The organism is Acetobacter thailandicus, assembly GCF_011516655.1.
GTDB classification, from domain to species: Bacteria; Pseudomonadota; Alphaproteobacteria; order Acetobacterales; family Acetobacteraceae; genus Acetobacter; species Acetobacter thailandicus.
In genome coordinates this window covers 192112-209109 of the sequence record NZ_WOSV01000003.1, presented here as the reverse complement: position 1 = coordinate 209109, position 16998 = coordinate 192112, and the positions used below count along the sequence as shown (strand labels likewise).

The 16998-nt window shown below is 48.1% G+C and carries 16 protein-coding genes and 1 tRNA gene; 8 read left to right on the top strand and 9 right to left on the bottom strand.

All coding sequences use genetic code 11. The features are described from left to right. Nucleotides 1-165 precede the first annotated feature (165 nt). Together GOB58_RS06035 and GOB58_RS06030 are read left to right on the top strand one after the other, a co-directional pair. Nucleotides 166-1587 (top strand): cytochrome-c peroxidase, encoded by a 1422-nt coding sequence (locus GOB58_RS06035; RefSeq protein WP_173559602.1) that lies wholly within the window; start codon nt 166-168, stop codon nt 1585-1587. 117 nt (nt 1588-1704) lie between these two features. Next, nucleotides 1705-2271: a Smr/MutS family protein gene (locus GOB58_RS06030; RefSeq protein ID WP_173559711.1), complete on the top strand. Its 567-nt coding sequence runs from the start codon at nt 1705-1707 to the stop codon at nt 2269-2271. Here the strand turns inward: GOB58_RS06030 and GOB58_RS06025 are convergent. After that, nucleotides 2248-3393 carry a hypothetical protein gene (locus GOB58_RS06025; protein WP_173559601.1) on the bottom strand — a complete coding sequence of 382 codons (1146 nt, stop codon included), beginning with the start codon at nt 3391-3393 and terminating at the stop codon, nt 2248-2250. The two genes, GOB58_RS06030 and GOB58_RS06025, sit on opposite strands and share 24 nt — an antisense overlap. A 108-nt stretch (nt 3394-3501) precedes the next feature. Next, nucleotides 3502-4416 (bottom strand): oxygen-dependent coproporphyrinogen oxidase, encoded by a 915-nt coding sequence (hemF, locus tag GOB58_RS06020; protein ID WP_086635980.1) that lies wholly within the window; start codon nt 4414-4416, stop codon nt 3502-3504. Between the two features lie 324 nt (nt 4417-4740). On the opposite strand from hemF, the gene GOB58_RS06015 reads away from it, so the two are divergent. The 4 genes from GOB58_RS06015 to GOB58_RS06000 all read left to right on the top strand — a co-directional run bounded on the left by GOB58_RS06015 (nt 4741) and on the right by GOB58_RS06000 (nt 8498). Next, nucleotides 4741-5943, top strand: coding sequence for a cytochrome b (locus GOB58_RS06015; protein WP_173559600.1), 1203 nt, complete (start codon nt 4741-4743; stop codon nt 5941-5943). A gap of 9 nt (nt 5944-5952) precedes the next feature. Next, on the top strand, nt 5953-6729 hold the full coding sequence (locus GOB58_RS06010; RefSeq protein ID WP_265792945.1) for a cytochrome c1: 777 nt from the start codon (nt 5953-5955) through the stop codon (nt 6727-6729). After that, the gene (locus GOB58_RS06005) at nt 6716-7606 is read left to right on the top strand and encodes an S-methyl-5'-thioadenosine phosphorylase (RefSeq protein ID WP_173559598.1); all 891 of its coding nucleotides are present in this window, start codon (nt 6716-6718) and stop codon (nt 7604-7606) included. Before GOB58_RS06010 ends, GOB58_RS06005 begins: the two co-directional genes overlap by 14 nt. Before the next feature lie 79 nt (nt 7607-7685). After that, a complete protein-coding gene (locus GOB58_RS06000; RefSeq protein WP_242005241.1) occupies nt 7686-8498 on the top strand; it encodes an SDR family NAD(P)-dependent oxidoreductase in 813 nt (270 codons plus the stop codon). Nucleotides 8499-8598: 100 nt separating this feature from the next. On the opposite strand, the gene GOB58_RS13205 is transcribed toward GOB58_RS06000, so the two are convergent. The 6 genes from GOB58_RS13205 to GOB58_RS05980 form a co-directional block, all read right to left on the bottom strand. Then, entirely contained in the window at nt 8599-8730 is a 132-nt protein-coding gene (locus GOB58_RS13205; RefSeq protein WP_255375970.1) for a hypothetical protein, read from the bottom strand. 152 nt (nt 8731-8882) lie between these two features. Next, the gene (locus GOB58_RS13200) at nt 8883-9014 is read right to left on the bottom strand and encodes a hypothetical protein (protein ID WP_265792948.1); all 132 of its coding nucleotides are present in this window, start codon (nt 9012-9014) and stop codon (nt 8883-8885) included. A 181-nt stretch (nt 9015-9195) separates the two neighbouring features. Next, entirely contained in the window at nt 9196-10881 is a 1686-nt protein-coding gene (locus GOB58_RS05995) for an OprO/OprP family phosphate-selective porin (protein ID WP_173559597.1), read from the bottom strand. Further along, nucleotides 10878-12224: an MFS transporter gene (gene tcuC, locus GOB58_RS05990; RefSeq protein WP_173559596.1), complete on the bottom strand. Its 1347-nt coding sequence runs from the start codon at nt 12222-12224 to the stop codon at nt 10878-10880. Before tcuC ends, GOB58_RS05995 begins: the two co-directional genes overlap by 4 nt. Nucleotides 12225-12437: 213 nt before the next feature. Then, nucleotides 12438-13919 carry a hypothetical protein gene (locus tag GOB58_RS05985; protein WP_173559595.1) on the bottom strand — a complete coding sequence of 494 codons (1482 nt, stop codon included), beginning with the start codon at nt 13917-13919 and terminating at the stop codon, nt 12438-12440. A 365-nt stretch (nt 13920-14284) separates the two neighbouring features. Beyond that, nucleotides 14285-14370 (bottom strand) — tRNA-Tyr (locus tag GOB58_RS05980). A gap of 167 nt (nt 14371-14537) precedes the next feature. Between GOB58_RS05980 and panB the strand changes: the two genes are divergently transcribed. Next, nucleotides 14538-15368, top strand: coding sequence for a 3-methyl-2-oxobutanoate hydroxymethyltransferase (panB, locus tag GOB58_RS05975; RefSeq protein WP_212381278.1), 831 nt, complete (start codon nt 14538-14540; stop codon nt 15366-15368). 180 nt (nt 15369-15548) lie between these two features. Then, the gene (locus GOB58_RS13275; protein WP_173559593.1) at nt 15549-16169 is read left to right on the top strand and encodes a potassium channel family protein; all 621 of its coding nucleotides are present in this window, start codon (nt 15549-15551) and stop codon (nt 16167-16169) included. On the opposite strand, the gene GOB58_RS05965 is transcribed toward GOB58_RS13275, so the two are convergent. Further along, a complete protein-coding gene (locus GOB58_RS05965; RefSeq protein WP_242005240.1) occupies nt 16160-16948 on the bottom strand; it encodes a trypsin-like serine peptidase in 789 nt (262 codons plus the stop codon). The genes GOB58_RS13275 and GOB58_RS05965 overlap by 10 nt on opposite strands. Nucleotides 16949-16998 lie beyond the last annotated feature (50 nt).

The window sequence follows — 16998 nt, the reverse complement described above, 5'->3', positions numbered from 1 at the left end:
AAATAGTATAATGTTTAAAAGTTCAGAACATTAATGGTCGTTATCTGATCGTTTTGTATGATCGTTTTTATCAATGAAAATTTCAAAAATAATCTGTTTGACGGTTTTCATGCGGTGAACGCAAATACGTCAGACAGAATGTAGTATTTTTCAGGAGTTCAGGTTTTGCGTAGAGCTATTGCAGTTTTGGTGGGTGTTGGCGTGCTGGCTTATGGCGGTACGGTCGCATATCTCACACATTTTGATCGTGAGACGGCCCCAAAGCTTTCGGCTTCTTCTCCTTCATCGAAAGATCTCGTTGCGCAGGCTGCGTTTAATGCTCTGGCCGAGGCGCGCTGTGACTATTGTCATGCAACAAATCGCAATCTGCCATTTTATTTTCATCTGCCGGTGGCAAAGCAGCTGATGAGCAAAGACCTCAGAGAGGGGCTGCGTCATTTCCGCATAGAGCCGGTTCTTGCCGCTATGCAGCAGGGCAAGCCTCCGACAGAGGAGCAGCTGTCGCGTATTGAAGAAGTTATTACGCAAAATCGTATGCCTCCAACGCTCTACCTTCTGATGCACTGGCATGCCCACCTTTCTGATGTTGAGCGTCAGTCAATTCTGCGCTGGATCGAAGATACACGGCGTAAATATTATTCTGACACAGGTGCTGTCAGTAAATTTGAAGGGCAGCCTGTGCGTCCAATTCCGGCTGCAGTGCTGACAGATCAGGCAAAGGTTGCTCTGGGTCAGCAGCTCTTTTTTGATAAAAAGCTTTCAGGTGATGGCACAATCAGCTGTGCAAGCTGCCATGATCTTAACCATGGCGGGGTTGACAATCTGGTTACAGCAACCGGCATTGGAGGGCAGAAGGGGCCAATCAATGTGCCAACGGTGTATAATGCCTATTTCAAAATTGCGCAGTTCTGGAACGGCCGTGCGCCAGACCTCGCGGCACAGGCCGCCGGTCCGGTTATGAATCCGCTTGAGATGGGTTCGCATGACTGGAAAGAAGTTGCCGCAAAGGTAATGGCTGACCCACACTACATGGATCTGTTCCATGAAGCTTATGGCCCTGATGCAGAAGTCGATGAGAATACGATAACAGGGGCAATTGCTGAATTTGAAAAAACATTACTGACCCCCGATAGTCCTTTTGATGCTTACCTTAAGGGCAATGAGTCAGCCATTAGCGAGCAGGCCCGGCGTGGGTATGCTAAGTTTAAGTCTGTTGGCTGTTCCGGCTGTCATAACGGAGTTGCACTTGGTGGTGGTGCCTATGAGATTATGGGTCTTGAAGGGGATTACTTTAAAGATCGAGGCGGCCCGATGACTGATGCTGATCTGGGGCGTTATACTGTAACGCATAAGGAAGAGGACCGGTCGCGTTTCGTTGTGCCAACACTGAGGAACATTGATCAGACAGCGCCATATTTCCATGATGGCAGTGTGAAGACCCTTGAGGAAGCTGTTCGTCAGATGGCACGGTATCAGACACCAGATACTCACATCTCAGATCAGGATGTGGCTGATATCGTTGCCTTTCTCAAAACGCTGACAGGGCGTTATCAGGGCAAGTCACTGGCCGGGATGGGCCATAACTGATAAAGCATGAGGTCTCCCGCACAGTCGCGTCAGTGCGGGAGCAGGTAAGGGAGAGAACAGGTTGTGGCGAGGTGGCGGCAGTTAGCTGAAGAAGAAAAAGTGTTATGGGGCCGCGTGATGAGCGACGTTGTGCCTTTGCGTAACGCTGCTGATGATGCTGTTAAGGACTGTACTGCCACGCAGATTTCAGAGCCTGAAAAGAAACCCGCCCGCCAGGGTAAAAGCCACACCGGGGCACCTTATTTTCCATCTGAGGTACTTTCGCGCGACCATACTTTCCCGGCTTTTTTTGCACCTGTTTCTCCTGCCTCGGCACAGGTGCAGCGGCAGATACACCCGGCTGATAAAATCGGGCGCCGGAGTCCTGGTATAGATGATCAGAGCTGGCGCAACTTTGAGCAGGGTAAGACACGCGTTCAGCGTCGCCTTGATCTGCACGGTCTGGTTGCGCAGGAGGCTTATCATCGCCTGCTTGAGTTTATGGATGTTTCTTATCGCCAGGGCCTGCGCTGTGTAGAAATTATTACCGGGCTTGGTTCAGGTGGAGAAGGCGGCATCCTGCGGCGTGAGCTGCCATTCTGGCTTGACCGCCCTGAGCTGCGGGCCCGTATGCTTGGTGTGGTGTATCCCCATGCAGCAAACCGGGGAGCCGTAAAAATATTACTGCGTCGTCGTCGTGTTTAGTGCAGGTTTGTTACTCGCCTGAGCATCGCGCCAGCGTGGTATATTGAGTGCCAGCCAGCGTCGCAGAGTTATGGTTGTTAAAGTGTCGGCTTTTGTCGCAGCATAAAGTGCCATACAGTCAGCACCTGTTTTAATGACTTCATTTTCTGCTCTGGCGTGATTTCTGATGTCAGGTAAGGCCGCCAGTTCCTGACAGGCCTGTCGCCAGTGTGCGACTGTTTCCGGTGCAGACAGAAAAGGCATCATTAAACCGGCGCATAATGTACTTGCCGTTGTTGCTGTGCTCCAGACTTTATAAAGCGGGCTGGTAAAGGCGCGCGGGCGTTCCTGCATGCAGATGCTGCCGAAAACAGGCGGCAGCTCGGTGTCAGGCAGATTATTTTTATAAAGACAATTTGTAAAAAGAGGCCTGAAGCCTTTTTCTTTCAGGCTGGCGATACGTTCAGCGTAAGCAGAATCAACGGGTAACTGAATGATATCAACTGCGCCTGACAGCAGAGCTGCAATAGCTGATTCTGGTGTGCCAAACCCTGTCAGGGGTAAAGGGTGGAGCTTAAGTAGCTCAAGTGCCAGAAGGGAGGGGAGTTCTCTGCCGGTATATCCTGAAACTGCAACACGCAAAGGGTGCTCTTTCAGTATAGCAGAGAAAGAGCGGTGCAGAGAGATACGACCAACAGTAACGGTTGGCTGGTAGCTCAGAAAGGTCGGAATCCAGCGCTGATAATCATAGTGAACCCGCGAGTCGCCTCCAAGCTCAGCAAGAATAACCGTACCCGGCACAACCAGCCCGGCAGGAGGTTGTATCTGCATCTGCTGAACTTCAAACAGGTTGGCTGCGGTAATGCCGTCCCACCCCAGAGTGTTTTTGAGTTTGAAAGCAGGTAAGCGTAGTCTCTCAGCCAGGGAGGGTGCAAGAAGATCAGCCCATTGCCCGCATATGCTATCTGCCATGCCTGCGACAACGAGGCATTGTGCTCCGGTGGTTGCGGCATAGGCTGTGTGTCTTTTCTCCGGCAGCAGAGCGTTAACAGATGCAGCACAGAGACCGGCCGAGGTATTTTTCAGCAAACGTCGGCGTGAAAAAGTCCGGGGTGCATTATGCTGCGTAGTGTTACACGGCACGAGGGCAATTCTCCTTTATCAGGGGTGAACGTCAATTCTGCCTGAGATGTATTCTTATAAAGTTTTTTTTAAATGAAAGAGCATAATTTTTCTGAACGTTTTTTAGGGTTATGGCCATTTCACTTCTGGTGGCATGCTCATCAGAATTGCTTCGGTGTGGCCGCCTGTTTTCAGGCCAAATAATGTGCCGCGGTCATGCAAAAGGTTAAATTCGACATAGCGCCCGCGGCGAATGAGCTGTGCCTCGCGTTGTTCTTCACTCCATGGGAGTGTCATGCGTTGCTGCACGATGGCCGGATAACTCTCAAGGAAGGCAAGGCCAACGTCTTTTGTAAAAGCGAAGTCTGCCGCGACATCACCACTGTTGAGACGGTCATAGAAAATACCTCCAAGACCTCTGGGCTCATCGCGGTGAGGCAGGAAGAAATATTCATCACACCATTTTTTAAAGCGGGGATAATAACCGGGGTCGTGTTTCTCACAGGCATTTTTCAGGGCATTGTGAAAGAGTTCAGCATCATGAGCGGCCTCATCAGAGGCAGGGAACATCGGAGTGATATCGCCACCACCGCCAAACCAGCCCTGTGTGGTAATAATCATACGGGTGTTAAAGTGCACAGCCGGCACCAGCGGGCTGCACATATGAGCAACCAGGCTTATGCCGGTAGCAAAAAAGCGGGGGTCTTCTGCTGCCCCGGGAATAGTCTGAGCGAAAGCCGGGGTAAATGTTCCCTCAACTGTTGAGACATTCACGCCTACTTTTTCAAACACACGCCCTGACATCAGACTCATAGTGCCACCGCCGCCGGGCGAGCCATCTTCATTCTGACGCTGCCAGGTTTTTCTTTTGAACTGCCCGGCTGCTGTACGTTCCCTGAGCACAGGTGTTTTGCGTTCACAGCTCTCCTGTTCGATCTGCTCAAAGGCTGTACAGATTTTATCGCGGAGGGATTCAAACCACAGTCGGGCTTCCGTTTTGAGGGCAATATGCCCGGAGGCTGAATGTTGTGTGTCTGAGGTCATGCCGGTGTTCTTTTGCTCTTTTGAGTGCAGAGATGAGAAGCTTCCCGCTAAGGGTTATGTTTGTTTCATCGCGGTCTGTCATCATTTTGTAAAGATTTGTTTTTCTTTTCGTTTTTTGTATCGCTATTTTTGAAAATATTTTTATGTCTCATTTCTGGCAGAGTTTATCGTCATATCCGCTTTTATGTCAGGCTGATTTCTGAGCAGGACGGCAGGTATTTCAGGCCTGATGAAGTAAAGGTCTGACGCAACAGGGCAAGACATGGTATCTGTTTGCGGCATTAATAAGGGCTGAAAAGCCCGACCACTCTGGCAGAGAAGAAAATGTCCGGCGAACAATCTGCGCAGTCTTCAGAGAATACAGAGCGCAAAGACGCGCATAGTCTGTCTGGTTTTATCAGAAATTATATGAGTTTTCCTGTGCCAGGTGACCTTAACCTGCTCTGGACTCTTGGTGCTGTGCTGCTGGTGGTGCTGGCACTGATGATAGCAAGCGGTTTATTGCTGGCAACGTCTTACACGCCTGATGCGTCTCTGGCATTTAGTTCGGTTGAAGCCCTTGAGCGCCGGGGTGCAGCAGGCTGGCTGCTCAGGGCTATTCATACCACCGGAGCCAGTTTTTTTATGGCAGCTCTCTATATCCATATGTTTCGGGGGTTGTGTTATCGCTCTTATGCCGCACCACGCCGGGCGATATGGCATAGTGGTGTGACGTTGTTGCTCATGGCGATGATGACAGCTTTTGCTGGTTATGTGCTGCCATGGGGGCAGATGTCCTACTGGGGTGCCGACATCGCAGGTAAGGCCGCAGGGGCGGTTCCTGGTGTCGGGCCATTGCTTGAATCGATTTTTCTGGGAGGGGATAGCCCCGGTTCTCCTACATTGCGCCGTATGTTTGTGCTGCATTTTACTATCGCATTCAGCATTGCCGGTCTTGTGGCTTTGCATATCGCTATTGTCCACTTTAAGGGCAGTAGCAGCCCGTCAGGCAGCAAAGGGCAGGGCCGTGAGCGTATGCTGTCTTTTCACCCCTATTTCACTGTGAAAGACGTATTAAGTATCCTTGTCTGTGCACTGGCTTTTGTAGCTGTAATGTGCTTCTGGCCTGGTCTGGTGACAGAGCCAGAGAATTATCGCCCTGCTAACCCGCTGCACACTCCTGCCAGCATTGAGCCTGAATGGTATTTCCTGCCGTTTTACGGGATGTTGCAGGCTATTCCTTCAAAATTTGGCGGTCTTGTGCTCTCAGCAGGGGCTGTACTGATTTTGTTTTTTGTTCCGTCCCTGGACGATGCGCCTGTTGACGGAAGGCCGTGGGGGCGCATGCATGTTCAGTCGCGCATTGCCCTGTGTATGCTTATTGCATGTTTTGTTGTGTCTGGCCTTGCCGGTAAGCACCATGTGCAGGGTGACTGGTTGCTGGTCGAGCGTATCGCTATGGCCGGGTATTATGGTTATTTTCTCATTTTTCTGCCTCTGGCAGCTCGTTCTCAGAAAGCTGATCTGCCTGATGAAGTGGAAGACTGAGCGATGTTTGTGAAAAAATATCTCGTTATCGCATCTGTGTTCTTTGCAGCCGTACAGGGTGCAGGCTGTGTAAAGAGTGCTGACGCACAGTCCTCTTTACTGCCTCAGAAAGCCCCGCCTCAGCACTGGTCGTTTGAGGGGCCTGTCGGGCATTTCGATCTCAGCGCTGTGCAGAGAGGCTACGCAGTTTTTGTAAAAGTATGTTCAGCCTGTCACAGCCTTAAACAGGTTCACTTCTCCGACCTGAGTCAGATGGGTCTGACACCTGAGCAGACAATTGCTTTAGCTGAATCCTGGCAGATCGCTGCGGGTCATGATGAAGCAGGACATTTTAAGTTTCGTAAAGGGTTGCCCGACGATTTTCTGCCTTCACCGTATAGTAGCCCTGCTGCGGCCCGTGCAGCGAACGGAGGGGCTGTTCCTCCTGATCTGTCACGTATAGGTCTGATTCATCCCGGCGGGGCAGACCGTATTTATGCTATGTTGACAAGCTATGGTGAGCCTGTTGGGGGGGAGAAAGCGCCGCGATACGCTAACCCTTATATGATAGGGCATATTACGGCTATGCCACCGCCACTTCATGACAATGCTGTCTCATTCACGGACGGTCATCCTGCTACTGTACAGCAGCAGGCGCATGATGTGACGACCTTTCTGGAGTGGGTTTCTGAGCCGCATCGTGACAGTAAACGCCGGCTGGGTGTTGGCGTTGTGCTCTATCTGTGTTTTCTCATCATTATATTTGTTATCCTGAAGCGGAGAATCTGGTCTCATGTCAGAAAATAAGAGTGTAGAGCCTGTTATTGGTCTTATCGGTGGTTCAGGCCTCTATGATATTGATGGTCTTGAGAACAAAGAGTGGCGTACAGTGGAGACGCCATGGGGAGCACCATCTGACCAGCTGCTGTTCGGGCGTTTCGACGGCGTGAAATGTGTATTTTTGCCCCGTCACGGGCGTGGGCATCCTATCCCGCCTTCACGTCTCAACTACCGGGCAAATATCGCTGCGATGAAAATGTCCGGGGTCACAGACATTGTTTCTCTGTCGGCTGTTGGCTCCCTGAAGGAGGAGCTGCCTCCTGGTCATTTTGTTATTGTTGATCAGTTTATTGACCGTACGATCTGGCGTGAAAAAAGCTTCTTTGACACAGGATGTGTTGCTCATATCTCTATGGCAGACCCGCTTTGCCCTCGTATAGGCAGTGTGCTCGAAACCCAGGCCAGAGCGCTGGACCTGAATGTTGTGCGTGGCGGTACTTACCTGGTGATGGAAGGCCCGCAGTTTTCGACGCGTGCGGAAAGTGAACTTTATCGTTCATGGGGGTGTTCTGTCATTGGTATGACCAATATGCCGGAAGCGTCTTTAGCGCGTGAAGCTGAAATGTGCTACGCGACGGTTGCCATGGTTACAGATTATGACTGCTGGCATGAAGAGCATGATAATGTGACGGTAGATAGCGTTATCAAAATTATGCAAAAAAACTCTGCAAATGCGAAGGCACTGGTTAAAGCCGTTATTCCTGCGCTTGGTCAGCGGCGTGACCTGTGTTTTGCCGGGTGTGACCGTGCACTTGAGCACGCACTGATTACAGCACCTGAAGCGCGTGACCCTGCTTTACTGGCCAGGCTGAAAACGATTGCAGGTCGTGTCCTTACAGTATGATAATAAATTGTTACCATACGTGACAAAGAGATAGAGAGCGTTCATATAGGAGCAAGGAACAACTCTGGCTTTGCTCTCTATGTCTTTTATGAAGTTACCTTCTGATATTAATCGCCCTGTTGCTTTGTTAACCGGAGCAACAGGTGGGATTGGTGTCCACCTTGTGCAGCGTCTTGTCAGTCAGGGGTATCACATTCTGGCGGTCAACCGTGCCGGTGATTTTCAGCCGCGGGATCACGTTACGCCAGTTGCCTGCGATATTGCACAGAATCAGCAGATAGAAGCACTGACTGATGGCTTGCGTCAGGCTGGTGTTACGCTTGCTGCATTAATTCACTGTGCAGGCGTTATTAATCCTCAGAGAGCAGGGGATTACGATATCGAAAGCGCCTCCTGGCAGCTGCGGGTTAATCTCGAAGCACCGGTTTTTTTAACAACTCTCTTGTTGCCGCTTATGCCAGCAGCCGGGCACATTATCTTTATTAACTCTATGGCAGCTCTTGTGCCTCTGGCGGGGAGCAGCATTTATACTGCTAGTAAATTTGGTTTGCGTGGATATGCTCTGGCTCTGGCTCAGGATGTGCAGCCACTCGGTTTACGTGTATCTTCAGTGTTTCCTGGTGCCGTTGATACACCGATGCTGCAAAAAGAAATTGATAGTGGCGGTTCTCCTTTAAATTTTGTAACGGCGCCCTCGTCACCGGATGAAATAGCCTGCATTGTTCAGCGCCTTCTTTTGCGTCCGAAAGCAGAGATTTTTTGTCCGAGTTCAGACGGCGTGCTGGCGCAGCTTATGTTAATTATGCCGCGTGTCTGGCGAATGATTCTTCCGGTCCTTATGAAAAAAGGACTGAAAGGAAAAAAGAAATACCTGGCGCGCGGAAAAGTTTAGATAAAAATTACTATAATATAATTCCGGGTTACTTTTAAAATACAGAGCCCATCTCCTGAAGCCCGACATCGCCAGGCTTCAGGTCAGACTGATCTGACGATCAATGTGCCGTTGTTGTGTGAGCAACGACATGCTGTACCGGTGCTGCTTTAACAGCCGGAACAGAGCAGGTCGTCAGGTTTGGGTAAGCAAAAAGAACAACAGCAAGTTTAGCCAGGGTAGATTTTTTCATGATTTGATTCCTTTTTAGAAAACAGTTTGATTAAAAATTAAATAAATAGCGTTAATTAAATTAATTTATCTATACTCATATATAAAATAATTACTTACTATATATGTTTATAAAATAATATTTTCTCTATATTTTTTTAATAAAAACTATTATTATTTTACGTGCGTCGAATGAGCGACGACGTGCTGTACCGGTGCTGCTTTAACAGCTGGAACAGAGCAGGTTGTCAGATGCGGGTAAGCAAAAAGAGCAACTGCAAGCTTAGCAATGGTAGATTTTTTCATATTCTGGACCTCCTTTCTTAACTAAACAGTCTCGAGACTATAAATTAACTTATAGTTATAAATTAAATTAAAATCAATACATTTATAAGATTGCTTTTTGTTTTGTTAAAACAAACGATATCCATATCAAAGGGATGATGAGGATATCGTTTTTAAAAAAATAATATTTTTACAATAAAAATCAGAATGTAATTCCTGATCTTACGCCAAATGTATTGCCGGTATTGGTTCCAATATAGTTTCCGGCTCTGTTTGTTACATCAGCATGAGTGTAGTTGACCATAATTCGTGCAAAATTAAGCAGATACCAGTTCACACCAACTGTAGCAGTCCAGGCACGTGCACCGGTTGGAATGTTGGAGGAATCGGCCCAGTCCCATCTTGCTGCAAGTTCCCATGCTCCCCAGCCACCTTCGGTGACGGGACGCAGTACACGAGGTGAGGACCATACGCCTGTTCGTGCAAAATAGTTTGGAGTTTCACCGGTGAGGAACAGGCCTGTTTGCAGACTTAAAGCCTGAATCGTGCCTGAACCGCCGAGTTTGTCTGTATAGGACGAAGCTACAGGAAGTGTATTACGAAACTGCAGATGTCGTGCGCCATATTCAATAAGAGCCCAGCCGGTTTTATAAATACCAAACAGTTCCAGGCCGCCGGCAAAAGAATTGGAAATTGGAGTCGTAGGGCCAAACTGCATTGCAAATGCGTCGTTAGTACGGGCGAGAAGGCGCACTGACTGTGAGAAGTTTGCTGCGGGTTTGACATCTTCATAGAAACCCCAGATGCCAAGATGAATCAGAGCATTATTGTTGCGCCATGGAATATAGTGAGAACGTATTTCATAGGTCATATCATCACGAATATTGTTGGTCGCATTGGAGGAATTGACGTTATTGCCGGCTATCTGTGCCGCTACGTGCCAGTTTTTACCAATGGTTTTGAACATGCCCCCCATGCCGTACCATCCACGCACCGGCAACAGAGTGGTCGCGACCAGGTCACGATCAAGAAAGACGGTCTGTGCTGAGCCTGTGGTACCATCAAAGCTTCGTTCGTTAAAAATATTTCCCAGTGCAAGGTCCAGGGTTTTTTTCTGAACCTTTTGGCTCCACATCATAAAAGCACTCATGAGCTCTGGTTTGTTATCAGAGAAGTCGGCTTCAAAAACCCATGAAAGCTGCCTTGCGTGACCTTCAACACCCAGACGGGCTGCGCGCATCAGTGTACGAGAGACATTGAGGCTGCTGTAACGGCTGCCAAATGAGCCGCCGTAATCAGCGAGAATACGGCCGCGCACCCTAAAGGAATAGGCGTTATCGGGCGTTGTAAACGTGGGCAGACCCTGCCCCCATTTCAGTACAAGCCCGCCGACAGACGTGGTGCTGCCACTTGAAGGAATTTGTGATGTCACACCCATAACAGGTGATGCATTGTTTGGGATGCTCGAAACAGCTGCATAAGAACCGGGGGCTGCAGCCTTCAGAGGGTATACCGGAGTGGTAGTCTGAATTCCAGGAGAGGTATCTCCGGCAAATTTTACGGGCTCAACTGGTCCTGAAGTAACATGTGCATACGCAGTATGAGATGCAGCAGGCAGTGAGGTCACCTTAACAGTTTTTGTATCTGATTTTTTCTCAACCTTTGAGAGGCGCGTTTGCAGCTCGTGAATCTGCTGTGACTGCATTTTCATCTGTTGTGACTGCATTTTTACAATACGCATCAGTTCCTGCACTTCAGGGTTACCTGATGCAGCCTGTGCATAATGCGGCAGCATAAGAGAGCCGACGATTCCTGCTCCTGTAATGAGCGGCCGGCATTTCAGAGAAAAAGGCTGTGAATTATCTGTGGTACAGCGAATTCTGGTCATGATGAACTCGACTGTGAATGAGAGTAGGGGCGGGCGAGAAGTGAGGCCAGTAATCCGCTGCATGCTGCCAGAGTTAACCACAGTCCTGGCATGGCGCGGTTGCCGGTCGCGTGAATGAGAGAGGTGCAGATGAAAGGTGTAAAGCCTCCAACGCAGGTTGCCAGGCTGTAAGCCAGAGAAAATCCTGTAGTGCGGATGCGCGGAGGGACAATTTCTGTCAGGTAAACAACTGCGGCACCGTTATACATGCTGTAAATGACAGCAAGCCACAGCTCCACGCCAAGTAGTTTGAAAAAAGAAGGATCAGATACGAGCCAGGTCATAGCAGGGTAGACAGTGACTATTCCGCTCACTGTAGCGATTAATAAGAGTTTTTTTCGGCCGATACGGTCAGATAAAGCACCAAAAACCGGAAGAAGAATGAGGTTAGTCATGCCAACACACAGCGTAACAACCAGGCTGTCATGAGCGGTTAAATGCAAAACTGCTGTGCCAAAAGAAGGCGTATAGGCAGTGATAATGTAAAACGAAGTTGTGGTCATCAGAACCATAAGAATGCCAACGGCAATGATGCGCCATTCACGTGACAGCGTTTGTAGTATTTCGGCAAAATGTGGGTGTGAATGTGCAGAAGAGAAAGCTTCTGTTTCCTGCAGGTTCCGGCGGAGAAGGAAAAGAACCGGAACAATAAGACACCCGATAAGAAAGGGGATGCGCCATCCCCATGAGAGGAGTTCTTCGTGAGACATAAGGTGTGTCATGCCAACACCAAGTGCAGCGGCTGCCATAACAGCAAGCTGCTGTGATGCTGACTGAAAAGAGACAATAAAGCCTTTATTATGCGGTCCCGCGATTTCAGATAAATAAACTGAGGTGGAGCCAAGCTCAACACCTGCAGAAAATCCCTGAATCAGTCGCCCGGCAAGAATCAGCAGTGGTGCTGCAAAACCAATGGCAGCATATCCTGGTGTTATAGTGACGATAAGTGTACCGATTGCCATAAGGCCAAGTGTAACGATAAGCCCCTTTTTACGTCCGATACGATCAACATATGAACCCAGGATTAAGGCACCCAGCGGGCGCATCAGAAAGCCTGCTCCGAATGTAGCAAGCGCCAGCATCAGTTTTGCTGTCGGGTCAGATGAAGGAAAGAAAGTTTTTCCTATCGCTGCGGCATAAAAGCCGAAAACCATAAAGTCGTACATTTCAAGAACGTTGCCGCTGGCAACCTGCATAATGGCTTTGGCACGACTTTTAGGCTGAGCACTAACAGTTTGTAAGACTTTAGAAGTCTCCGGCGCAGAGGCGAGTGGCGGGGCAAAGTTGGTACCGGTGTGGGGCATGATTTATATCTTTTTTATTTTATTGAGAGCCAGCATCGGTGATGCACACGTCTTTATCTTTGAGCATATGAAGATAGACCGGAATAAAGCAATTATTTTTTATGCTTAATTATCTAACCAGATTGTTATGAAGTGCCAGCAGTCTTTATAAAAAAGGCCCGAAGAAAACTTCGGGCCTTTTCGTTAGTGCGTAGTGTTAATAAGGAGAGATGGTCAGGCAGCAAGAGAATTATTTTTGAGCAGCTGGGCTACCATGGCATCTGAATGGCTGCCTGTGAGCTGGCCAATAGTATCACCGCCAATGTTAGCCGGTGTGCCGTTTGCACCATTGAGTGTCATGAGGCCATTTGAGTTTGCCTTGGTTGTCAGTGTGACACCAAGGTCAGAGGCAAGTGTAATCGGCGTATGAAATTTAACAAAATCTTTAAAGACGTCACCAACAGTTTTCATCTGATCAATGAAGGTGCCATCGGTCCAGCCAGCGACAGTCTTACGAAGGGCTTCATTGTCAGATTCAGAGCCAACCTGAATAACCTTGCCATAGTGGTTGAGGCTGGATGATGCACCTTCGTCTTTCCATGAGACATAAGAGGCTCCCCCATTCGTGTCACTGGCATAACTTGCAATCGGGTCACCGTAGGCCATGATGCTGAGGAAGTTAGAGCCATCACCTTTTGCTGTGGATGATGAGGGAATACCGGTTGCAGAAAAGGCTATGCCGCCCAAGCCTGTCTGCTGCGCTACGTAAGAGGCCTCAATGCCCCCCAGAGAGTGGCCTGTGACGAAAATATTGTTCGTGTCTATGCCACGGGCTTCAGCTTCCTGAACAACCTTGTTCGCCCACTTCAGAGCACTTTTCTGCGCTCCAGACACATCCTGATTAAAAATCTGAGCATTTGAAGCCATGCCGGCAACACCTGCTACGGGATTGATACTCATATTATCACCGCCGCTGGTGCTCTGATATGAGATGATAACCTGATTATCACCGGTCAGCCACACGCGCGAAGACATGCCCGTTGCGTCATCAACTGTATAGAGCTGCTTGCCATTAACGAGGAAAGGGGTAAGTCCTTTGGGGGTGCCGTCAATTGTAAATTCTGCGTTGGCAGCATTGAGGAGCTGCGACACTGTTGGTGTTTTGCTAAGATCCTGATCAACTGGTGCTTTAATGGCAACCTGATCGTTAAGATAGTTCAAATTAGAATAGGTTGTGCCTGCAAGCTTACTTTTCTCTATAGATGCAAGAAAACTAAAGACCTTGTTAACGCGACTATTGTTAAGTTTATTTTGCGCGTCTGTCACACCACCAGCGGTGTAATCTACTATTTTTGAGAATAACTCGCTGTTCTTAGGTAAAATCTTATTCAGGGCAGATACAGGTGACTTTGTTGCATCTTTAATGTCTAAGGCGATGTGATAAGCTTTGTTAATATCTTTCACTACCGGGATATCAGAAATTCTCTCTTTTGTATCAGAGATCTTATTTTCTATTGCGTCAGAAATTCCCTTTTTTGTGTCAGATACCTCATTCTCTATTTTGCTACCAATGTCTTTGAGTTTTGAAGCTCCTGAAAGTTTATCTTCTAAATTACCGACAAAACCTGATGCTTTGTTTTCAGTTTCATGGATTTTATCCGTTGCATTTTTTACCGCATCGGTCGCAGAGTGTCTGAGAGATGAAAAAAAAGACATGTTAATATAGTGTCCTTATAAGATCGTCTCTGAAAGAAATAGATGTTTTCTTAACTTTCAGAATCTTATTCATGAATTAATCTTAACTAAAGTTAATATATTTTAGTTAATGATTAACTTCAATTCATTTTTTATGTGTGACTATATTGGGGGCACTTAGGTGCTACGTTTAAAAAGCAGAGGATTTTATTTTAATTTACTCTTTTAAAAAAGACCATTCATGAGTAACAGTCTGATATCGTGATATAAATATAAGGAGAATATTTTTCTGGCTCAGTCAGCGGTTCAGGCATTTTTCATGCCAGAATCATCTGATAAATTCAGAGCATCAAATGTCTGCAGTACTATTATTTTTTATGGGAAAATGGTGGAGAGGGTTGGATTCGAACCAACGTAGGCGTACGCCAGCGGATTTACAGTCCGCCCCCTTTAGCCACTCGGGCACCTCTCCGTATCGGTGAGCACAGACCTATAGCGATGAGCCTGTCTTGTCAACGGGCTAAGCAGCAGGTTTTTATGCTTTTAGTATAAAATATTCTATATGGCAGTCTGCCAGGGCACATTATGGGTATGAGTGCCCCAGGAGCATCTTCAGATAAAAGAAAAAGGAGCCGGTTTTTGAGTAAGCATAAAGCAGGTAAACGTCATACATTGCGCTCTCTGGCCAGGCTTGAGGCACCAATTGTTGCGTTAACTGCGTATACTACGCCTATGGCCCGGTTAATGGACCCTCATTGTGATTTGCTGCTTGTCGGTGATTCTCTGGGAATGGTTGTTTACGGAATGCCATCCACGCTGGGTGTTACGACAGAAATGATGATTGCCCATGGTCAGGCTGTCATCAGAGGGAGTAGTCGGGCTTGTGTCGCTGTCGATTTACCTTTCGGAAGCTACCAGAAGAGCCCGCAGCAGGCGTTTGAGACCGCTGCCAGAGTGATGGCGCAGACCGAAGCCGGATGCGTTAAACTCGAGGGCGGAGAAGAAATGGCTGAGACAATTTATTTCCTTACTCAGCGAGGGGTTCCTGTTATTGGCCATATTGGCCTTAAGCCTCAGGCTGTTCATACGCATGGCGGTTTCAGAACAGTAGGACGGGGCAGTGAGGCTGACCAGATTATAAAAGATGCAGATGCTGTTGTGGCTGCCGGCGCCGGCGCTGTCGTTATCGAGAGCACGGTTGAACCGCTGGCCCGTGCGTTAAGTGACCGCCTGCCTGTGCCAACTATAGGTATCGGGGCATCGCCTGCCTGCGGAGGGCAAATTCTGGTGGGTGAGGATATGCTGGGCTTGTTTACTGATTTCACTCCGCGCTTTGTAAGACAGTTTGGTACGCTTGCTGCCGATATTGATAAAGCAGTTGCTGCTTATGCTGAGGCAGTCAGAACACGCCAGTTTCCCGGGCCGGAGAATTATGTCAGTGCGTCAGGAACAAAAACTGAAGGCGCATAAATTCGGCATGTCAGGCAGGCGCTTCTCACCATGTCAATGAGAGTCTGAGTGGCGGGCGGGGCTTGTTCCTGACGAAGACATTATGCATTCTGCAATAAGAATAATGAAATGAACGATTTTTCTTTAGGGTGAAGAATGCAAAAAAGCACGTTTTACAATGTCGTCAGGTTTGTGCTTTTGGTGATAGGTGTTTTTTTCCTTTTTTATCTGATTATTCTTCCTCTGATTGATGCAATTTCGCCGCATGAATATGGCGTTGCCAGGGTCTCTCTGGGAATTTTTGTACTGGCCTTTTTATTTTTAGTTTCGGTTGCCATGGCTGTCGAAAGCACGAAGGCTTTCTATTCTATCGGCGCTGAAAAAAACAGGCAGATAAAAATATTTCTTATAAAAATAAAAAAATTAAAAGATAAAAGCCTCGGGGTTGATGCTCCGGGCGCTCTGATCTCTATGATTTTGTCATATATATTTTTTAATTATATATTTTCTGTTTTTTATATATTTCTTTCTCATGTTGATAATCATTCATTTTCGACGGGTGGTCCTCTTTCTATTATTGATGGTATTTTTTTTAGTGTAGTTACAGCAACGACAATTGGCTATGGTGACGTTTACCCCGAGACGGGTATTGCCAAGCTGAGTGTGCTATTTCAGATTTTGATCAGTATGTTTTACGCCGTGGTTTTATTCTCGGCGAGTTCTTCTTACCTGCGTGACTATGTCAGCACCGTAAAAAAACAGGCAGCAAAAGAAGTGGCCGAAGAACTGGAGCAAAAAACAGAACAATCTGCTCAGGGCTGAGAGGATATATCCGGCGCTTTAAGGAGTGACACCGCAAAACCGCCGGCCTCGTTACCATGCGCCAGAGTCTGAATGCCCAGAACCTGCCAGCCATCTCTGGTGTTTGTCAGTAAAGGTGCGCCGCTGCTGCCGTGTGTGCCTGCGCAGTTATGAGCCAGAAGAGGGTGCCCGCTCAGGTCCCGGCTTATGCCGGTAATCTGGCAGTTTACATCAGCTGTAATGACATCAGGTTTGTTCTGCTCATACCCTCCAAGAACAACCGGGTTCCCGGCTTTGATATCATTTTGGGTGGCGTCAACGTGAAAAATTGTTTCAGGCCGGGCAATCGGATGGTCGAGCAGCAGCGTGGCTTTATCCAGCCCGGCTTTTTGTTCTTCCTGTAAGGGAGTGTAACCCGGAGGGATGATATATTCTTTAACCCGGGCGTGTGCTGTGTATTGCCCGGCGCTATAGGCCAGAAGGAAATGAACAATTGAAGCCGGCACGAAGCGATGTGTCGCCGAATTCCACAGGCAGTGCGCTGCAGTTTCAACAACAGTCGGGCTAATCAGAAAACCCGTGCATCTGCTCCCCTGTTCAGTTTGAACGCGTCCTATCGCTGCCCAGGGCATCTGACGTACATCAACACGCTGGCGGGGGTCATTATTGCCGACGCCCGCAAGATGATCGCGAAAATCAGGACCATCGGCACGGGCCTCTGAGAGTGTTTTACCTGAAATAGTAAGACTACAGGACAGAAATATGATGTGAAACAAAGGTAAAAATTTACGCTTCTTCATCACTCTGGCCTTCTGTCATGTCATCGACTGCTCTTATAGGAACAGTCCTC